The organism is Bacteroidota bacterium, from assembly GCA_018266835.1.
GTDB lineage: Bacteria > Bacteroidota > Ignavibacteria > Tepidaquicellales > Tepidaquicellaceae > JAFDZO01.
The window spans coordinates 605,990-626,984 of record JAFDZP010000002.1; the positions used below are offsets into that span (position 1 = coordinate 605,990).

Here is a 20,995-nt window from a genome sequence, read left to right on the forward strand (position 1 = left end):
AGAATTTTTTATACATGACTTGCCGATGAACAATTACTCAGAATTGAGTTTAGTCGTGTTAAGATGAGTGCCTATTTAAATTCATCATATTCTTTTTACTCTTGATAAGTCTTTCATTAATAAATTAAACATCTGTCCTGCAAGGAATGATTTAAACTCTGGGTTGTCATTGTATTCTTTGAACACCTCAAAGTTACTGTCAATGTGATTCATCATTTTCTCTTTTAATATCTCTGTAAATGTGATTTCAGCATTTTGCAAGTCATTCCTTTCTAAGGATGCATGAATATTTTCCATAGCAGATTTATCTTCTTTAACATCCTGCATAAGTTCCACTGTCATTTTCCGTACTTTGTCTTCGTTTGTAAAGTTCGTACCAAATCTATCATTGAATTCTTTGACAATTTTGGAAAGGTAGTCAAGTTCAGGCTCTGCAACACCACCTTTCATTTCTGAAGAAGGCATAAGTTCTTTTCCTGGATCAAGTGGAATAAAAGATGTTCCATGATTTATGTATTTCAAACTATCTAAATCAATTGTATCTGTAATTCCTTTTGTTAAATCTTCACCTTCCTGTCTCGGTATTTTATTTTGTAAATGATTAAGAAAAATATATAATCGCTCCAGATAAGGATTTGTAAATGGAACAATTTGCGCTAGAAAAACATACAGGCGGACATATGATTTGCATTTTGTTCTGAAATCTTCTTGAGTTTTTTCGTCTAATGTGGTGAAAAAAATATTTGCAACAGCATCTAAAATAATATGTAGTTGGTCAATAGCAACGCCCTTAATTATCTTATCTGAAAATTCTTGCACTTGTGAAACAGTATAAATTTGAAAATTATCTAAAGCATTCTGCAAATCAAATAATTTATTAGGATCAGTTGCTTCACCTAAGACTGTTGTTTCGTAGTATGGTTCAAACGCTTGCTTTATTTCATCAGTTGTATTAGCAAAATCTAAAACAAATGTTTCAGACTTCCCTTGTATAGTTCTGTTAAGTCTTGATAGTGTTTGAACTGCACTAACCCCGCCTAATTTCTTATCAACATACATTGTATGCAAAAGCGGTTGATCAAAACCAGTTTGGTATTTATTTGCTACTATTAAAAATCGGTTTTCATTTTTTTTGAACTCTTCAGGTATGTGTGCACTCGAAAAACCATTCATGCTTTGTTCTGTTTGTCCATCAATTTCACCTGAGAAAGCTACAATAGCTTTAAACGGTAAGCCATTATCGTTTAAGAATTCATCAAAAGCTTTTTTGTATTTTATAGCATTTCTTCTACTACTTGATACAACCATTGCTTTCGCTAGTCCATTAATTTTATGTTGTGAAATAACTGAATCTAAAAAGTGAGTAATCATTATTGCAGATTTTTTTGCAATATTTAGTTCGTGACTTTCTACATACACTCTTAATTTCTTTTGTGCTTTTTTCTTATCATACTTTGGGTCTTGCTCAATTTTCTTTAATAGTGAAAAATGACTGCTGTAAGTTGTATAATATTTCAACACATCTAAAATAAACACTTCTTCTATAGCTTGCTTCATCGAATATAAATGGAAAGCTCTGAATTTATCTTTACCATCAGCGTGATATTTCGTTCCGAATAACTCCAGTGTTTTCGATTTTGGAGTTGCTGTAAAAGCAAAGTAACTTGCATTACTTAACATCTTACGGCTCTTTAATATTTCAACAATCATATCTTCAGTGGTAAATTCATCGTGATTATCTTTTTCAACTACTTCAAATTCATCTTTATCGACTTCAATTTTTTCAAACTCTTTAGATAGCGTTGCATTTAGTTTTCCCGCAGTGTTGCCACTTTGACTGCTATGCGCTTCATCTATAATTATTGCAAAATTAGTTCCGGGTAATTCTCCAATTTCATTAACTACATAAGGAAATTTTTGAATTGTTGTGATAATGATTTTCTTTCCGTTTTCAAGAGCTTCCTTTAAATGTTTTGAACCTTTATCTATTGGTTCAACTATACCGGATACCTGTTCAAACTGTTTTATATTGCGTTGTATTTGAGTATCAAGAACAATTCGGTCAGTAACCACAATAACGGAATCGAAAATTATTTTCTTGTTGGATTTATCATATAAACTGACTAGCTGATGTGATAACCAGCTTATTGAATTACTCTTTCCTGAACCTGCTGAATGTTGAATTAGATAACGCTTACCTGCCCCATGTTCTTTAGCATCTGATAATAAATTTCGAACTGCATCTAGTTGATGATATCGAGGGAATATCAATTTCTTTTTTTTCCCTTTCTTAATTTTTCCATCTGCTAAAACCTTCTCTGATTCTTCTTCAATTAGCTGAACATAGTTTTGTATAATGTTGGTGATACTATCCTTAGTTAATATTTCTTTCCAAAGATAATCTGTCTTTATTCCTGAATCATTAGCTGGATTTCCCGCACCATTTCTGTTACCTTTGTTGAATGGGAGAAAGTAAGAATCATTTCCTCTTAAATGTGTGCACATCCAAACTTGTTCTGTATCGACTGCAAAGTGAACCAAACATCTTGCCAGCCTGAATAATTCTTCTTTGGGGTCTCGGGTAGTCTTATATTGGATTATTGCATGCTTAACGTTTTGCTTAGTCAGTTCATTTTTAAGTTCAAATGTAATTACAGGTAAACCATTTATGAACACAATTAAATCCAATGACTTTTCATTTTTTGAACTATAATGAACTTGGCGTGTTACTGAGAAAATATTTTTTGAGTATAATTCAGTATCTTTTTTGTTAAGTGCTGATACAGGTTTATCATAAAACAATATTAACTTGATACCCGTTTTACCATCAGTTATCTCTGTTCGAAGTAAGTTCACTATTCCGCCAAGACATTTATCATTAACAACAGTTTCGTCTTTTATTTTACGATTAATAAGTCTCTTAATATTTTGTTCATAATTTTCCTTATGTTCAAGTTTCAGTTTTTCAACTTCTCTTGGTTGAGTATTTTCTAAAAACTTAAAAAACAATTCTTCATCAATACAGTCTACTCGGTTGTATTGTTCGAAGTGCCGTTCTATAAATCCATTCACCAAACACAAATGTTGTGTGATATGAGATTCCAAACCTTTTTCCGACGTATCTGTTGGCATATTAAAAAATTATTAAGTTTGTGTTAGATAAAGATGGAATAGTAAATTCTATTGGTTCTCGTTCCGGCAAGTTGAAAGTGAAATTTGCAGGGATATCATTTTGTATGTTAATTATACTATTACCTTTTCCATTAAAAAATGCATGCACTTTTTTTAATAATTTAACTTTCCAATCAAAAGTATTTCCAGTTAAGTTGTTTTCGCCATAGATCTTCCTGAAATTATTATCTCTTTCTTTTTCTAAAAGATTATAATATTCGTTAAATCGTGAAATTATAGCTTCGGAAAATCGTTCGCGATTTAACAGTTCTATTGGGTTAACTTTAAGATATTCACCTAATGTTAATGTTATCTCATCATTCAAAGAGTTGGAATTAAATGTATCAACATACTGATTTCTGAAATAAGAAAATTTTACCAACATAATTTCATAAAGAATATTTTCAAACTCATTTTCTCCGTTTAACTCAAAAACTTCTGAGGCAATTTCTCTTTTATTTTCGTCAACATAACATGTTCTAAATTTATGAACTTTTCCATCATATAAATTTACGTTCGCTATTGAAGCTTCGCTATCCATTTTAGTTATTGTTAAAAAAGTTGTAATGAATAGTAATGGTTCTTCAAGTTCATCAAACTTTTTTAAATCTGTTATTCTAGGAAATGCGTACATCACCGATTTATCAGATATTCCCCTTCTTACAAGCTCATCAGATAATTTTTTCAATGCTTCATGTTGATCATGGTCTGAATTATCATTAAACTTAAATTCTATATTGGGATTTGGAATTTTTTTAGAATTATAAAACTTACTACCTGTTATTGTATTCCAATCACTATGTTTACCACTTTTGAATTGAATAAATATTGCTCTACTCTCGTTTCTTCTTACAGGAATTGAAATTTTTGTGTCCCACCCGCCTCCAAGATTTTCTTCAGTAGGTGTAAGACGATACAGCTTAGTTTTTCTTCCTCTGAATAAATTTATATTTAATTTTGGTAAATCGAAAATCAGTGACAATCTATTTGGATACCAAAAACTGAAAGCCGAATTAAACATAGTGGCAATTTCACTTGCAATATTTGTTTCAAGCGTTGATTCATTCAGACTTACCGGTTCTGTTCTTACTCGTTTTATTTTAACTCTTTTTTTAGCTTTTGTTTTAGTAATTTTTTTAACTTGTGCCATTAGGTTTCCACATTTAAATTATTTTTCCTGTTACTACCTCATTTATTATTGCTTCACGATATTCTTCCATAAGTTCAACTTCTCTTTCGGCTTTATCTATCGCAATATTCAAAGTATGAGTTTCAGATTTGATTTGCTTAACAATTTCTTGCTGTTCTTGTAGAGGTGGGAATGGGAGTTTTAATATTTTAATATTTTCGACTGATAATCCAGGTTGGGCCGCAGCCATTGAATATTGATTTAGATTCATTGTTCTAAGTGTTTCCCCAAGCCAAAAAAAATCTAATTCAACTTTTGGATAAACTACAACAGCATGTTCAGAAGCCCAAAATTTATTATAAGCGTAATTAATGTTACCACATAATGCACCTTGCCTTCCTATCAAAACAAAATCGCCATCATTTGTAAATTTATTCGTATAGCCTCTTAATCCATTTCCACCATATACAGGAAAATCCCCAGTTTCATTTATTAATTCTGCTGTTATGGTTTCACCACTTTTCAAATTTACAATTGTTTTTAATCTTCTAATTTCCCAATGTTCAGGAATATCACCTAACCATGAAACTCCCGAAGATTTCAGTTTTACATTCTTATCAATCCCTTTGGTTACTGCATTTGTAGTTATATTTTGTCTTTGCTCTTTTAGTAGTTCAATGAAGCGTTGTTTAGTTTCGATAAAATGCTGAATTTTTGCCGAATTTTCTTTTATGTATTTCACAATTTTATCCTGCTCATCTTTAGGTGGAACAAAAGAAAAAATTCTGAAAAAATCGTCAGAGTACAATCTTAAGCGACTATCAATAATTCCCGTTGAACTTTTTTTAAATTCTCCTTTAAAAAGAGCAGTCGAAAATAAATAACCGAAATATTCAGGATTATAATTTTCTTTTAGTCTGAATACACAATAAGCAGGGCTAGTAATACCTTTGAAACGTGAAACACCTAAACTTCCATTCCAAGCGAGCATTATATTTATGACTAAATCTCCAACATCTACAATTTTATAACCAACCAATGTTCTTGCATTGGTAATCTCTACATCATCATCAAATCCTTCTTTTCTTAATGTTACACCTGTGTAATGGGAAACAGACAATAAATCTTCTCTTCCGGTCATACTTCTCTCATCTACTTCATAAAAAAGGTTTTTTATCCGAATTACTTTCCAATGGTTTGGAATTTCAGGCATCCAATCAATAGTTGGAGAATTATATTTAGCTTCTTTTACTTTCATCCTACAATTTCTTTGAGGAGATTTTCAGTTTCATGTTCTATAGCAAGCAAATCAGCTGCAATTTCTTCTTTACTTCTTTGTGGAATAAATTTAAAAAAGTATTTATTAAAATTTATTTCGTAACCTATTTTAGTTTCGCTATTATTCCACCAGGCATCACTTGCAAATGGAAGAACTTCCTGTTCAAAGAATTTTTGGATATCTTCATTAAGGGGAATGTTTTCATAATCTTTCAATTCAGGGTCACTTTCATATTCAATACTCCCATCTTTATTTATTTTCTTAATAACAGCTTCGGCATTTGCATCTCTCCACGATACTGCATTAAGAATATCTTTTACATCTTTACCAGCTAGCTTTATATTTTTTCTTTTTATTTCTTTGTTAAAAAGTTCACTAAAGAGATTAAAGTCTTTGTAAATATTATCACCGAAAATTCCCTGAAGTTTTTTTGATTGATTTAAAAGATTAAAATCTCGGTGCCAAGAAGATATATCCAGAAGTTGATTTGCTATCTTCATTTTCTTTTTAGGTAATGAAGAAATAGAAATTTCTGTTTCACTCTCCTCTTGCTTTTCTTCTTCATTGTCCTGAATGAAATAATTTAAAAGCCATTGTTCAATTTTACTCGTAAACTTTTTATCATAAACATCATCACCAAATTCTTTGTATAATTCTTCACGTAGTACGGAGTTATTAGAAACAAACCTGAGAGGAGCTAAATTTTTCAATGTAAACTGAACATTTAAACGTAGTGGTCTGTGTACAATAATTTTAGAATAACCAAACTCGTTGTTATCAAATATTTTGCTGTACTCAGTTTCTTTAAACTCCAAATAAAGTCTGGTGATATCGTTAATGTTTTTTTCAGTCAGTTCATTACGTTTACTTCCTAATGGTTTTTTCATTTTCCCGAAAAAATCTTTCCCGTTTGCATTAATAAGTTGTATCTTTCCTTTGCGTTGCTTTGGTTTTCGGTTTGTGATAATAAATATGTAAGTAGGAATACCCGTATTGTAAAAAATATCGTTCGGTAAACTAATAATTGCTTCTAATAAATCGTTCTCAATAATGTGTCTTCTTATTTCACTTTCTCCCTGCCCAGCATCTCCGGTAAATAATGCAGAGCCATTATGAATTGATGCAATACGACTTCCTTGCTCTGTATTTTTCATTTTACTAAGCATGTGCATAACGAACATTAACTGCCCATCATTTATTCTTGTTGTAACTGGTGTCGCGATATTATTTTTTTTAATCTGAAAACGTGAATCAATTACTTTACCTTTATCACCAACACCAAGTGCCTTTTTATCATCTGCCCAGCTAGTTCCGTAAGGTGGATTAGTTAGCATAAAATCAAACCGTAATTCATTAGGGAAACCATACTGGCTTAGTGTACTCCCATATACAATCTTATCAGGGTCTTCATTTTTAAGCAACATATCAGATTTTGAAATAGCATAAATGGTGGGAGTATTTTCTTGACCATAAACATGTATTGTGGCTTTTGATTTTATTTCCCCTTCTTCATCAGTGATGTATTTCTTGGATTCGGTTAGCATAGCTCCCGAACCTGCACACGGATCGTAAATTAGGAATGTTCCTTTTTTGATCTGTTCTTTAATTGGTAAGAATAAAACATGAGTCATCAATTCAATTATTTCACGAGGTGTAAAGTGACGCCCGGCTTCTGCATTTGTTGCTTCATTGAATCTTCGCAATAAATCTTCAAAAACATAACCCATAGCTAGAGGCGGAAGATGTTGAGGACGTAAATCAATTTTAGGTGATACAAATTTTTCTATTACAGAAAATAATTTATTGGCATCAGCTAAAGTTTCAATTTCTGTACGGAACTTAAACTTAGAAATGATATCCTGCACATTAAAAGAAAACCCATTAAGATAATTTTCAAAATTACTTTTAAGATTCTTAGGGTCATCTAATAACGACTTCAAAGTATAAGATGAAGTATTGTAAAAAGCATGTCCGGTACCATTTTTATTGTTTGTTAATAAAGCCGAAAGGTCTTCTAATTTATCTTTATACTTTTCATATGTGTTTAAAACTTTTTCTTTGGTTGGTTCTAATACAGCATCTAAACGCCTTATAACAGTCATAGGAAGGATTACATCTTTATATTTACTCGGTTCATATGTGTTAATTAAAACCTGATCTGCGACTGAATATATAAAATTGATTAAAGGTTGAAGCGATTGTGTATTTAAACTCATCTAAAAGATATTCTTGAATTCGAAAATTTTTGCCTGTCCGCAAATATAATAATACAATCGCTTAAAATATTTGTATAAATTTGTCAACATATTTCGAGGTAGTTGAATTTTCAAATCCGAGAAAGAATTTCTGGTTACAAAAAAAGCAATGATTACTCATCGCTTTTTAATTTAGACCACAATACTTTCGCATTCACTTCTTCAAAATGTAAATCTCTTTCAATTCCTAATCCGAACTTTCCTTTATAGTCCGCCAAATCGGATTTTGAAAAACTTCCTATTTCCCATTCAAAGATATGACAAATGCCCCAGCAATAATTTGTGTCTTCCGGGTCTTGATTTAATAAATACCATGTTCCTGCTCCTGTAGGATTAAAGAACTTTGCAACAACAATTTGTGATTCGAGATCATTTCCTTTCGGGTATTGTTCTTGTGCTTTCGCTTCTATTTCTTTAGTAAACAGTTTCATTAAATTTGGTTTGAATGAAAAGAGAGAATCATCCGAAAACAATTCTCTCTTTGTAAATAATTTAATTTATTTTTAAGCTCTGACTCTTCTTAAAAACAGAGTAACTCCAAGCTTATTGATATCGATATCCACTCCGAGTTCTTCTCTTAATTTAACCGCATCTGACATAGCTTGTAGCATCACAGGGTAGTCAGTGCTCATTGTCTCATTATCATTGTAAGGATTCTCTGAGTGTGGAGCTTGTTGTTTTGTCTCTGGCTTCAGTATGCTTATTTCGTAATCCACAATGTTTGCCTTACCGCTCTTTGTAATCTTTTTTGTAATTGTGATTTCATCCTGCTGTCCGACATGATTTTGTTTAAAATGATCTACAACTTTCTCAGGTGCAAAGAATGAATATTCAGTGCCACCCGATATAACATTGTACAACCACCATGCACCATAAGAACTTTGCCCTGTGGCAGGGTCTGTCTGAAGCAGTTTAAATGTGCGTGGAATGTTAATGTCTAATTCAAATTTTGGTTTACTCATTTTTTTTGTTTAAAGTTTTTAAAATTAGTTTTGTTCTGAAAGCTTGTAATAGAACTTTGGCTCCTGGCTTTTGACGATGACACCTTTAGGAATTTCATTTGATTTGTTAATGAAGTTCTTAATTGCTTGTATGTCAGGTTCATAACTTTCAGGATGATGTTTTAAGAAATCCGGATTAGCATCTCTGAAGAATAATTCTTCATCTGTGATTTCCAATTTCTTAGGAAGCTTGCGAAGTCCTATAACTCCGTTTGGAAGTGAAAGAGATTTGAGGTTATTTGACTTCAGATAATATTTTAAGCGGTTGCTTAAATATGAAACAGATGAACTAATATTCCTTTCCCTGCCTTCAAGCCATTTTTCAGTTCTTGTAATAGTCTCTGTGGCTATTTGCTGGTACTTTAAAAGCTCTTCCTCTTTCTTCCTGATAACATAAAGATATGTATCAAGTTGAACTTCAGGGGAAGCTTCCTTTAGGTTATCAGTTAAAAAGCTTTCATCCAGATTCATGCTGTTTATAATTTCTTCCAGTGTTTCTTTATCGGATAAAGACTTAATTAATGAATTAGCTTCTTCAATTGAATGAATATTCGATTCATCGAAGGAAGTTAAAACTTCCGCTGAACTATCTTTTCCTGACATAAGGTCTCCATTTAAATTTGGCGAGCTTTGTGAAAAGTGATTCAATGCATTCACGACAAACAACTTTTGCTACGTGTTTAATAAGGATTAGATAATAATTCATTTGAATTCTCCTTTTAGGTTTATTATTGTTTTTGATTACAATAATATTATACCAGTAAAAGTAGAATGAATATGAATTGTTAGATTGACGAGTTTATTTGGAAGGTGCGACTTTTGAGATGTGCTCTCTTAAAATAATATCGACAACCTTAGTCATGGGTTGTTTTTTGCTTTGTGCTATAACGTATAGAATAGGAATTAAATCCTCTGAAATTTTTGGTGAGTACAAAGTCCTCCTTTTAAATTGTTCAGAATTATTTTCTTATTCATATTATACCACAAAGCAAATTGAAGAATTATTGATTTCTTAGAATGAGGCAATTTCACCCTTTGTTTCCATTTTCCAATCTCCATATTTATCTTCCCAAAAATAGTATACAGAATTAACTGAGAACTTTTTATCACCCATTCTTGCCTTTGGTGATGAAGGTAAATTAGCATATCTATAAGTTCCAACGGTTCCTTTAACGTTGATAATCATGCGTACTTCTTTAACTTCTCCTTCCGGTTTTTTGGCTTCCTTTTTTTCTACTATACTTATCTCTTCTATATTTGCTTTGCTCTCTACATAATCAGAAAGCCCTGTTCCTATGTAAGGTTGGTCTGTTGTTTTATCCATAAGAAAAGATTCCGCTCCCTGACTTGCCCATACTTTTCTAACTAACTCTTCAACTTTGTCTTTTGGTGGACTTCCTCCACAACCATAAAAAACCAAAGTGAAGATAAACAATAAAAGTAAAACTGATGAAGATCTGAATTTAATTTTTGTAAGGTTTTTTTTCATAATGAGTTTAGGTTTTATATTAGCAAAAAGGACGCAACTTTAATACATCCCTCCGCAAGGTACTGGTATACCTATAAGCAAGAATAGTAAAAAAGTGCGTCCTTTATGGACGCAGCTGTTTTTACCATGCTCCTGCTTATTTTACATCTACCAGTTTTTGCGGAAGAACATAGTTTTAGCTACGTAAAAATATTATATGTGATTTATTACTTAATCTATAAACTAAATTTTTTTGTTTCGGAAAAAATAATGAAAAATTTTATTAAATATACAACATTTAAAAATGAACATTCACTCAATATATTGTCACATCTTATCAACTACTTATTCACGATTAGCTTATATAATATACCAATCCATCCCATTCTACACACCCTCCTACCCCCCCCTCATATATCCATGTTATCCATGTTATCCATTAGTAAGTCGTTATCTGCTCGAAGCAATGAAAGTAGTTAGCATTTCCTGCTTTCAATCATTACATTACATGTGCTTTTCAAAATTTTTCTTGTCGATTTATTTTCATCTAGGGAAAATACTTCTTTCAATAAAATTATACCACAATTCATTCATCCAAAATGATTTATTATTCTATTGAAATATCGGATTTCGATAAGTAGTTTTGATGAATTCTATTTAGATAATTTGGTACTCCATTTGGTACCAAATCGTTTTTTTGGAAGCAATTTTAGAAAATTAGGGCAAAAAAAACCTTAATTTTAGCTCAGAATTCAATTCGGGATGTAGATCAGTTGGCTAGATCGCATGCATGGGGTGCATGAGGCCGGTGGTTCGAGTCCACTCATCCCGACAAAATTCCCTCACCCTCGGGCAAATAACCTAAGCCTATGTCCCATACTAATTTTACAGTTAAAGATTTACCACCGGATGACAGACCCCGCGAACGTCTTGAACGCGAAGGTAAAGATAAACTCTCTGATATTGAACTCTTTGCGCTTATTCTCGGCAGTGGATTTAAAGGTACTTCTGTAATGGAAACTGCTAAGGAAATTAAGAAAAGATTTCATTCACTTGCTGATTTTAAAGAAGCTTCACTTCAGGATTTCAAAGCTATCAAAGGTCTCGGAAAAGCAAAGGCATCGCAGTTAGTTGCCTGTGCTGAAATATCCCGCCGAATTGCACGAGATGAAGCAAAGAAACGGACAGAAATAAAAAATCAGACTGCTGTAACCAATTCCTCAATAGCAGCAGAAATTGTAAGGAATCAGATTGAAGATTTTAATATTGAAAACTTCCTCATACTATCTTTCAATTCCAGAAATAAGTTAACAGGTGCTGAAATTTCAACAATAGGTACTCTAACCTCGTCACTAGTACATCCAAGGGAAACCTTCAAAGCTGCAATAAGAAATCACGCAGCAAAAATTATCATCGCTCACAATCATCCTTCGGGAGAAATTGACCCCTCAGATGATGACTTAAAAATTACTAAAAGACTGGTTGAAGCAGGCAAGCTTCTGGGTATAGAAGTGCTGGACCACCTGATTGTAACGCAGGATGATTTCTTCAGTTTTAAAGACGAAGGTTTATTATAAAAAATACGTCTAAGTAGTAGAACTAAAATACACTTGAAATTGTTGGAGTTATTGAATTAATTTAACAAAAATAAAGGAGCAGGTATTGGTTTTACTTACTAGTTTATAATTTCTAAATTCACCATATGAAGAAGCTTAATTTAATTTTTGTAATTTCCTCCCTCTTTTTCCTAACCTTCATTTCCAGCGCTTATTCTCAGTTCGGACAGAATAAAGTTCAGTATAAAGAGTTTAAATGGAGTTATATCCAGACGAAACACTTCGATGTTTATTTTTCGCAGGGAGGAAAATATATAGGAGAGTTTGCTGCAGTTGTTGCAGAATCCTCACTTGCCTCATTAACCAAAAACCTTGATTATCATATCTCTAACAGAGTACCTCTTGTGATATTCAATTCTCACAATGAATTCCAGCAGAATAATATTCTCGATGAATACCTTCCTGAAGGTGTCGGTGGTGTTACGGAATTATTCAAGAACAGAGCCTTAATTCCTTTTGAAGGCGACTATGAAAAATTCAGACACGTTATTCACCATGAATTGCTCCACGCATTTATGAATGATATGTTCTACGGGGGCTCAATTCAAAATATAATCTCAAGAAACATCACACTTAATTTTCCTTTATGGTTTAACGAAGGAATGGCTGAAGTTCAGAGTCTCTATGGCTTAGATAAAAAAACAGATATGTACATGCGGGATGCTGTAATAAATAATTACGTTCCCCCATTAGAACAAATAGGTGGATATTTTTCATATAGAGGCGGCCAAAGCTTTTTTGCATTCCTGGCTGATGTATACGGTGAAGAAAAAATAGGCGAGCTGATGAACAACATAAAAACGTTCGGTGATGTTGATGCGGGCTTTCATGAAACATATAAATTAGGCATTCCGGAATTATCTGATAAATGGCTTAAGTATCTTAAAAAAATGTACTGGCCGGATATTGATACAAGAGAAGAAACTGATGACTTTGCAAAAAGAATAACAGACCACAGAAAATCTGGCGGATTTTATAATGTATCACCTGTACTTTCTCCGCAGGGAGATAAGTTTGCTTTCATTTCAAACCGGGATGATAACTTTGATATTTTTATAGCTGATGCAGAAACAGGAAGAATAATCGATAAAGTGGTTAAGGGTGAAACTTCAGTAAATTTTGAAGAGCTTCACATTCTTACACCCGGATTAACATGGTCTCCTGACGGAAGAAAAATTGCAGTCAGCGTAAAAGCCGGTTCCAAGGATGCAATTTTTATTATAGATGTTAATAGCGGCGATAAAGATGAATTACCTATTCAGCTTGATGGTATATTTTATGTAAACTGGTCACCGGTAAACAAAGACCTCATTGCATTTATTGGAAACAACAGCAAGCAGTCAGATATTTATTTGTACAATCTGAAAACAAATCAGATGACTGCATTGACTAATGATGTTTTCAGCGACGGAACACCTACGTGGAGCAAAGACGGACAGGAAATTTATTTTAACTCCGATAGAGGAAGCTATATTGATGCTGCAACCATTCCCGCTGATTTCAAAATGTCTAATTACGATTTTGACAGAAGTGATTTATATAAAATAAATATCAACTCAAAAGAAATTACAAGAGAATCTGATTCAAAAGATTATACTGAAAGTTACGTAATGTTCAGCCCCGATGGCAAAAGAAAATTATTTGTATCCGATAAAAACGGAATAAGTAATCTTTACATTCAGGAAGCTGATTCATCAGGTAATATGATTGACAGGCCGATAACGAATTCATTAAATCCAATCGACCAGATTTCGCTTTCAAGAGACGGCAAAAAACTATTGTTTGTAGCTTTAAATCAGGGCGGATATGATATATTCTCAATTGATAATCCTCTTGAAAAATCTTTAAGCGTAAAAGAACTTCCGCTCACAGATTACATGATTAAAAGAAAAGAATGGAGAGCTAAGTTTGGTAATGACTTCACCGATAACAATGTAAACTATCAGACAAAAACTGCAGATAGTAATCTTGCCCAGAAAAAAGATACAATCGTAATAGATAACAAAGGTGATCTTGAATTAAGAGCTGACACATTAAAATTGTACGGAGATGATATAAGTTTAAATCTCGTATCGAAAAAAGATTCAACTTACAGAAATACACAAGCAGCGATGGATTCTGTTTACAGATTCAATAAAAACTTCAATGTAGCTGATAACGTGAATGAAGACGGCTCTTATAAAATTAAAAATTATAAGATTAACTTTACTCCTGACTTAGTTTACGGTAATGCGAACTATTCAAGCTTCTACGGAGTGCAAGGCGTCGCAACCATAGCATTGAGTGACATGATGGGTAATCACAGAATTTATATACAGACATCGATGGTAGTTGATTTAAAAAACAGTGACTACGCAGTAGCATATTATTATCTCCCCAAAAGAATTGATTACGGAGTAGAGCTTTTCCATACTGCCAGATTTATTCTGTATACATTTAATACTAACGCCGGATACACTATTGATTCACTTTTCAGATACAGAACATTCGGCGGAGATGTCAGCGCTTCTTATCCGTTTAATAAATTCAAACGCATCCAGGGAAGTCTGACTGTCATGGGTGTATCAAGAGAAAATCTTGATAACGACAATGCGTTTTCTCAAAGCAAAACTCTGATCATTCCATCGGTAAGTTTTGTTCACGATAATACAACTTTCGGATACACAGCTCCGATTAAGGGAACAAGATATAATTTAACTGCAATGGCTTCTCCCAAGCTTGGTAATGATGGATTAGGCTTTACTTCGTTGGTTGGTGATTTCAGGACCTATTATAAGCTTGCAGATGAATATACATTTGTAATGAGATTTGCCGGAGGTTACAGTATGGGTCCGAATCCTCAGAGATTTTATATCGGCGGAACGGATAACTGGTTAAACCGAGAATTTGAAAACAATACAATACCTATTAACACAATAGAAGAGTATGCATTCTCAACACCGGGCTTGCCGCTAAGAGGTTTCAACTATGATGCAAAGGCCGGCTCTAAATATGCTCTTGCAAATCTTGAGTTAAGATTTCCACTGCTTAGATATTTTATTCTCGGTGCATTACCAATAGGTTTTGCTAATATTGAAGGTGCAATGTTTGTTGATGCCGGAACTGCTTGGAGCGATAATAACGCTTTACAATTATTCGAGAAAGTTGACGGCACTACTGTCATGAAAGATTTATTAATGGGTACAGGTGTCGGCGCAAGAGCAATTATGTTTGGTATTCCACTTAAATTTGATGTGGCGTGGAGTTATAATTTAAGAAAATTTTCACCGCCTAAATATTATCTCTCACTCGGAGTAGATTTCTAAAATGGACATTTTATTCCGTCCCGATAAATTATCACGATACTTGTGATAATTTATCGGGACGGATTTTTTATTTATGGTATTAATAATAAATCTTGCAGTTACAGCTCTTCTGGCCGGTTTAACCTGGTATATACAAATTGTACATTACCCGCTTTTTATCTTCTTAGATAGAAAATCTTTTCTTGAGTATCATATCTACCATCTTAAAAAAAATACCTATATGGTTTTTGTTCCTATGCTTGTAGAAGGTACTTTCGCTATTCTCTTTACGTTTGATTATCCTCTTCCTGTTAACGGGTTAATTCCGTTTCTTTGCCTTTGTATTTCAACTGCAATTTGGCTTGTAACTTTTGCTAAGCTTGTTCCGCTTCAGGATTCGTTAACTATTGATGGCTGGAATGAAGAAGTAATTGAACAACTGGTAAAGATAAATTGGGTAAGAACTATCGGATGGAGTGTTAAAACTTTGCTCTTAATGTATTGCATCGCAAAGCTGGTTTTTCTGGCTTAATAGAATAAAACAAAACGGGCATAATGAATTATCATTACACCCGCACAAAAAAATTAATATCCTCCCTTAATTTCCCAGGTAGAATTTCCCTTTAGCAAATCATTAATATCTCCGTGACCGCTTTTTTCGTAAACATGTTTAAATTGTTCTTCAATTGTTTCTTCATAAGTGCTGCGTGACATTTCAAGGAACACACCTACAGGCATCGGAAGCTCAGGATGCTCTGCAAAACTACTTAATATAAAAGCAAGCTCTCTGGATGTTTCATCGTGAACAAGTAAATCATTCACTGAGTGAACTCCGTCATTTAAATCTACTACAACAGGTTTAAAGCCGTCAAGCTTAATTCCCTTATCTTTATTCTTTCCATATATCAACGGCTTTCCATGCTGAAGATATACAACGTTATCTTCTTTCGTTTCTTTTTCAGTGTAAAGGAAGAAAGCACCGTCATTATAAATATTACAGTTCTGTAAAATTTCTAAAAATGAAGTACCGTGATGCTTAGCCGCTCTTGCGATCATTTCCTGTAAGTGTTTCGGATCTCTATCCATTGAGCGCGCTATGAAAGTACCATTTGCTCCGAGTGCTAAGTTAGTCGGATTGAACGGATATTCAGGCGATCCAACCGGACTGGATTTTGTGATTTTATTTCTTTCTGATGTCGGTGAGTATTGTCCTTTTGTTAATCCGTAAATTCTGTTGTTGAACATCAAAAGATTCACATCGATATTCCTTCTGAGTAAATGCATAAAATGATTTCCCCCAATGCTCATAAGGTCACCATCCCCTGCTGTTATCCATACGGATAAATCAGGATTGGAAATTTTCACCCCTGATGCAATTGCAGTTGCTCTTCCATGAATTGTATGAAATCCGTAAGTGTTCATATAATATGGAAATCTGCTTGAGCATCCTATACCCGCGATGAATACAAGTTTTTCTTTTGTTATTCCCAGTGAAGGAAGTGTTCTCTGCACCTGCGCAAGAATGGAGTAATCTCCGCATCCCGGACACCATCTTATATCCTGGTCAGATGCGAAATCTTTTGCAGTATAAATTATTTTGTCGGTAAGATCTGTATTTGCCTGTGTAGTTTCCATTTTTAGTCTTTTAAAATTTCTTCAATCTTGGCTTCAATTTCTTTTGCTTTGAAAGGAGAGCCTTTTACTTTATTTAAACCGATCGCATCGATCAAAAATTCACTTCTTATAATTTTTGAAAGCTGTCCTAAATTCATTTCAGGAATGAGAACTTTATCAAATGATTTCAAAACTTCCTCTGTATTCTTTGGCATTGGATTTAAATATCTCAGATGCGCATGTGATACATTGTTTCCTTTCGCTTTCTGATTTTCTATCGCTGCTGTAATAGAACCGTATGTGCTTCCCCATCCTAATACTAAAAGCTTTCCTGATTTCTCGCCTTCAACTTCAAGCAGCGGAATATCGTTCTCAATATTTTTTACTTTCTGAGCTCTGAGCTTTACCATCAGTTCATGATTCTCAGGCTCGTAGTTTACGTTACCTGTAATGTTCTGTTTTTCAAGTCCGCCGATTCTATGCTCAAGTCCCGGAGTTCCCGGTTTTACCCATGGGCGCGCAAGATTTTCATCTCGGGAGTAAGGCGCAAATCCTTCTGGATCAGTTGTGAACTTCACATCAATATTCTTAAGGTCTTCATATTTTTTAATAAGCCACGGCTCGGAACCATTTGCAAGATATCCGTCTGATAAAACGATAATCGGAGTCATAAATTTAATTGCAAGTCTCACTGCTTCATAAGCAATATCAAAACAATCTGCCGGAGTGCATGCAGCGATAACAGGTATAGGGCACTCTCCGTTTCTTCCGTAAACTGCCTGCAATAAATCTGCCTGCTCTGTTTTTGTAGGAAGACCTGTTGATGGTCCGCCTCTTTGAATATCAATTATAACCAATGGAAGTTCAGTCATAACTGCAAGTCCCATTGCTTCAGTCTTCAGTGCCATTCCGGGACCGCTGGTAGTAGTAACACCAATGGAGCCTGCAAATGATGCGCCTATTGCAGATGTGATAGCTGCAATTTCATCTTCAGCCTGGAATGTTATTATTCCGTATTTTTTATGTTTTGCTAAGTTATGTAAAATATCAGATGCTGGTGTAATAGGATAACTTCCTAAGAATAATTTTAATCCTGTATTATGCGATGCACATATAAGACCCATTGAAAGCGCTTCATTACCCATGATATTTCTGTAAAGTCCCTGTGTAAAGTGATGCGCAGGTTTTACAACGTATCTTTCACCGAACATTTCCGCAGTCTCACCGAAGTTATATCCTGCGTTCAGTGCGCGGGTGTTTGCTTCAACAAGGTCAGGACTCTTTGCAAATTTTTCTTTTATCCATTTCAGTGTTATATCCATCGGCCTGTCATATAACCAGTACATCAAACCAAGCGCATAAAAGTTTTTACATTTGTTTGCAGTCTTGGTGCCTAATGGTAAGTCTTTTAAAATTTCTAATGTGGATTTTGTAATGTTGACTTTATAAACATAATAACCATCAAGTGAATCATCTTCCAATGGATTTGATGCATACCCTGCAAGATCAAGATTCTTCTTTTCAAATGAATCAAGATTAACTATAATCATTCCGCCTTTTTTTAAATCCTTAAGATTTACTTTTAAAGCGGCAGGGTTCATTGCAATCAATACATCTGCTTCATCGCCCGGTGTGAAAATATCTTTATTGGAGAATTGTAACTGGAATCCGCTGACTCCATATGTTGTTCCGATTGGCGCGCGGATTTCTGCGGGGAAATCCGGCAGAGTGCCTAAGTCATTTCCGAAAATTGCAGTTGTATCGGTGAACTGACTACCCGTTATCTGCATCCCGTCACCTGAATCGCCTGCAAATCTTACTGTTACTGAATCAACTTCTTTTCTTGTCTTGGCAGCCCTGTGTGTTTGCTCTAATATTTCTTCTGACATCTGAATACCTTATAATTTTTAGTGTACCTTAAAAGTAAAGATAATATTTCAAAATTATAATGCAATAGTGAAGTGTAATTTGAATATTACGAGCATTAAAAGTATATGAATCAGTCTGCTCATTGTACCATTATTGTCACATTTTCATCATTGGAAATTTTTAAGTCTTGTTTTTACAATAGTGCGATTTTTATTTTTTTAAATTTGATGGGTTTTTGATGGATTTCTGCAAAATAATTTAGCTCAAACCAAGTCTAATAATTTTTTCTCCATATTTCATTTTCAAAATATCCATTTCTTTAAACGGTAAATTTTTTTCTTGACTAAACAAATTTAGATTTCTTTCTCCCGTATCTTTGTGTAAATCGGTACAATTAACACCCGTCATTTTAAGTTTTAAAAATCGACCCGGAGCAAATTGAAAATTTTTCAGTATTTCAAATGAAGCCAAGAATATTTCTTCATCATCATTTGTGTAAAATGGTAATTTATATTCTCCAGCACCTGACATAGGTAATTTATATTCTTCAGCAAATGACATTAGATTTTCATATCTCATATAAAGAAAAATACGACCTGTAACTAAATTTTTATATCTTAATTTTCTTGCAACATATTCACACATTGACCTTAATTCTTTTAAAATTTCAGCTTTGTCATTGATACCTTTGTGTAATGTATTATGATGCCCTATCATTTTTTCACTATTTTCAGGTTTTACAAATATCCCACTTGTATCTAAACCTTTAGCACATTTTTGCAAAACAATTCCATTTATACCAAACTCTTTTCTGATCCTATGTGAATTACAATTTGCTAAGTCTCCTAATGTAATAATGTTCATTCCTAAAAATCTCCTATACATTCTATGGGCAATTCCCCAAAGCTTATCACAGGGCAAGGGATAAATTAATTTTTCTTTATCCGAAGGTCTAACGACTGATAAGCCGTTCGGCTTATTGAATTTGGTAGCCATTTTTGCATATGACTTGTTATAGGATAAACCGATTGAAACAGTTAATTTTTGTCTTTTATATATTTCTTCCTTCAGTTTTATCGCAAATTTTTCAGCTTCATTAATATCTCTAAAAATTTGTGAACCATCCCAAAAACATTCATCAATACTATATTGCTCCATACAGTCTTCTGGAAAGTACTTTTTAACAACATCTTGAATATCAAAAATTATCGATTCATATTTAACTCCATCGCACGGAAGTGAAATTAATTTTGGACAAATCATTTTTGCTTGAACAACGCTCATACCTGTATCGACACCTCGTTTTCTTGCTTCATAATTGCAGGTCATAACAATTCCACCAGCTCCCTCTCCCCAACCTCCTACAGAAATAGGCTGGCCTTTAAATTTTGGATTATCTCTTTCTTCAACTTGTGCGAAGAAACAATCTATGTCCATGTGAAAAAATATTTTTCGAGTATTGTCTCTTAAGTTTAAATCTAAGTCTTTGATGTGAGGCATAGAATAAAGAGGCATTAATCTTACTCTACGAAATGTTTGTAAAAACTTATCAGAATTTCTGTCTATCCAAAATTGTGAACTTGCTAATCTTAATCCCATTTTATATTTTTACCTTAAATTATAATGGCAGTATAAAATAAGCAATATTAAAGATTTGGGATTGACAGAAAAATACAATACTCCATTTGAAAAAGTAGAGGTAATAAACCACATGGCAAATGGAAAGATTAATATAAAGAGAATTAAATGGAAAAATACAGTGTACAAAGTTACAGAAGTTATATCAGAATTCTTGATAAGAGAGGGAGATAATCCTTCAATGAATTATACATTAAAAACAGACCAAGATGTAATTTTACAATTAAAATTTGATAAAATAAATATGACTTGGGAGTTAATAAAATGGGATTATGACTCAACTTAGACATATTAAAAAATATTTTTTTTATATAAGTTTCTTCAATTTATTTGCTTAAATTTTTATGGAAAAATTACCTATAAAATTTAAAAGTTTGTTCTGGGATGTTAATTTTGATGATATAAATTGGGAGAATCATTCTGTTTACATTGCGGTTCGGATTCTTAATTTAGGTGATTGGGACGATGTACTTTGGTTGCGAGAAAGAATGTCTAAAGATGAAATCGTTGAATTATGTAATACAAACCCGGAAATAAATAGAAAAACAAAAAATTATTGGAATACAAGACTTGGTGATTAACATCACAACGAAATTAAAGTAATCAAAGTAAATTTAATTGTAAATTGTATTTAATAAATTAACCCTACTAATAGGGAAAAACATTTTTAC

General features: G+C 33.2%; 16 protein-coding genes and 1 tRNA gene. 6 read left to right on the forward strand and 11 right to left on the reverse strand.

What is annotated here, in order from left to right:
- Nucleotides 1-84: 84 nt before the first annotated feature.
- The 8 genes from JST55_04470 to JST55_04505 form a co-directional block, all read right to left on the reverse strand.
- Nucleotides 85-3,132, reverse strand: a complete 3,048-nt coding sequence (locus JST55_04470) for a type I restriction endonuclease subunit R (protein MBS1492736.1) — start codon at nucleotides 3,130-3,132, stop codon at nucleotides 85-87.
- A 1-nt stretch (nucleotide 3,133) separates the two neighbouring features.
- Nucleotides 3,134-4,321 carry a hypothetical protein gene (locus JST55_04475; GenBank protein ID MBS1492737.1) on the reverse strand — a complete coding sequence of 396 codons (1,188 nt, stop codon included), beginning with the start codon at nucleotides 4,319-4,321 and terminating at the stop codon, nucleotides 3,134-3,136.
- A 13-nt stretch (nucleotides 4,322-4,334) separates the two neighbouring features.
- Complete coding sequence (locus JST55_04480) at nucleotides 4,335-5,558, reverse strand: restriction endonuclease subunit S (GenBank protein ID MBS1492738.1); 1,224 nt, start codon at nucleotides 5,556-5,558, stop codon at nucleotides 4,335-4,337.
- The gene (locus tag JST55_04485) at nucleotides 5,555-7,795 is read right to left on the reverse strand and encodes an SAM-dependent DNA methyltransferase (GenBank protein MBS1492739.1); all 2,241 of its coding nucleotides are present in this window, start codon (nucleotides 7,793-7,795) and stop codon (nucleotides 5,555-5,557) included. The genes JST55_04480 and JST55_04485 overlap by 4 nt, the downstream gene beginning before the upstream one ends.
- Before the next feature lie 152 nt (nucleotides 7,796-7,947).
- A complete protein-coding gene (locus JST55_04490) occupies nucleotides 7,948-8,265 on the reverse strand; it encodes a DUF2958 domain-containing protein (protein ID MBS1492740.1) in 318 nt (105 codons plus the stop codon).
- A gap of 72 nt (nucleotides 8,266-8,337) precedes the next feature.
- On the reverse strand, nucleotides 8,338-8,796 hold the full coding sequence (locus JST55_04495) for a hypothetical protein (protein ID MBS1492741.1): 459 nt from the start codon (nucleotides 8,794-8,796) through the stop codon (nucleotides 8,338-8,340).
- A gap of 24 nt (nucleotides 8,797-8,820) precedes the next feature.
- A complete protein-coding gene (locus JST55_04500) occupies nucleotides 8,821-9,483 on the reverse strand; it encodes a host-nuclease inhibitor Gam family protein (GenBank protein MBS1492742.1) in 663 nt (220 codons plus the stop codon).
- 364 nt (nucleotides 9,484-9,847) lie between these two features.
- Nucleotides 9,848-10,324, reverse strand: coding sequence for a hypothetical protein (locus tag JST55_04505; protein MBS1492743.1), 477 nt, complete (start codon nucleotides 10,322-10,324; stop codon nucleotides 9,848-9,850).
- Nucleotides 10,325-11,061: 737 nt separating this feature from the next.
- Here JST55_04505 and JST55_04510 point away from each other — a divergent pair.
- The 4 genes from JST55_04510 (at nucleotide 11,062) to JST55_04525 (ending at nucleotide 15,735) form a co-directional block, all read left to right on the forward strand.
- A tRNA-Pro gene (locus tag JST55_04510) sits at nucleotides 11,062-11,135 on the forward strand.
- Between the two features lie 37 nt (nucleotides 11,136-11,172).
- Entirely contained in the window at nucleotides 11,173-11,880 is a 708-nt protein-coding gene (gene radC, locus JST55_04515; protein MBS1492744.1) for a DNA repair protein RadC, read from the forward strand.
- A 125-nt stretch (nucleotides 11,881-12,005) separates the two neighbouring features.
- The gene (locus JST55_04520; protein MBS1492745.1) at nucleotides 12,006-15,224 is read left to right on the forward strand and encodes a PD40 domain-containing protein; all 3,219 of its coding nucleotides are present in this window, start codon (nucleotides 12,006-12,008) and stop codon (nucleotides 15,222-15,224) included.
- Between the two features lie 73 nt (nucleotides 15,225-15,297).
- Nucleotides 15,298-15,735, forward strand: a complete 438-nt coding sequence (locus JST55_04525) for a hypothetical protein (protein ID MBS1492746.1) — start codon at nucleotides 15,298-15,300, stop codon at nucleotides 15,733-15,735.
- A 53-nt stretch (nucleotides 15,736-15,788) separates the two neighbouring features.
- On the opposite strand, the gene JST55_04530 is transcribed toward JST55_04525, so the two are convergent.
- From JST55_04530 to JST55_04540, 3 genes are all read right to left on the reverse strand, one after another.
- Nucleotides 15,789-16,838: a 2-oxoacid:ferredoxin oxidoreductase subunit beta gene (locus JST55_04530; protein ID MBS1492747.1), complete on the reverse strand. Its 1,050-nt coding sequence runs from the start codon at nucleotides 16,836-16,838 to the stop codon at nucleotides 15,789-15,791.
- A 2-nt stretch (nucleotides 16,839-16,840) separates the two neighbouring features.
- The gene (locus JST55_04535) at nucleotides 16,841-18,706 is read right to left on the reverse strand and encodes a 2-oxoacid:acceptor oxidoreductase subunit alpha (protein MBS1492748.1); all 1,866 of its coding nucleotides are present in this window, start codon (nucleotides 18,704-18,706) and stop codon (nucleotides 16,841-16,843) included.
- Between the two features lie 238 nt (nucleotides 18,707-18,944).
- On the reverse strand, nucleotides 18,945-20,285 hold the full coding sequence (locus JST55_04540; protein ID MBS1492749.1) for a DNA polymerase IV: 1,341 nt from the start codon (nucleotides 20,283-20,285) through the stop codon (nucleotides 18,945-18,947).
- A gap of 61 nt (nucleotides 20,286-20,346) precedes the next feature.
- Between JST55_04540 and JST55_04545 the strand changes: the two genes are divergently transcribed.
- Nucleotides 20,347-20,610, forward strand: a complete 264-nt coding sequence (locus JST55_04545; GenBank protein ID MBS1492750.1) for a hypothetical protein — start codon at nucleotides 20,347-20,349, stop codon at nucleotides 20,608-20,610.
- Nucleotides 20,611-20,668: 58 nt separating this feature from the next.
- Complete coding sequence (locus tag JST55_04550) at nucleotides 20,669-20,905, forward strand: hypothetical protein (protein ID MBS1492751.1); 237 nt, start codon at nucleotides 20,669-20,671, stop codon at nucleotides 20,903-20,905.
- Nucleotides 20,906-20,995: the final 90 nt, after the last annotated feature.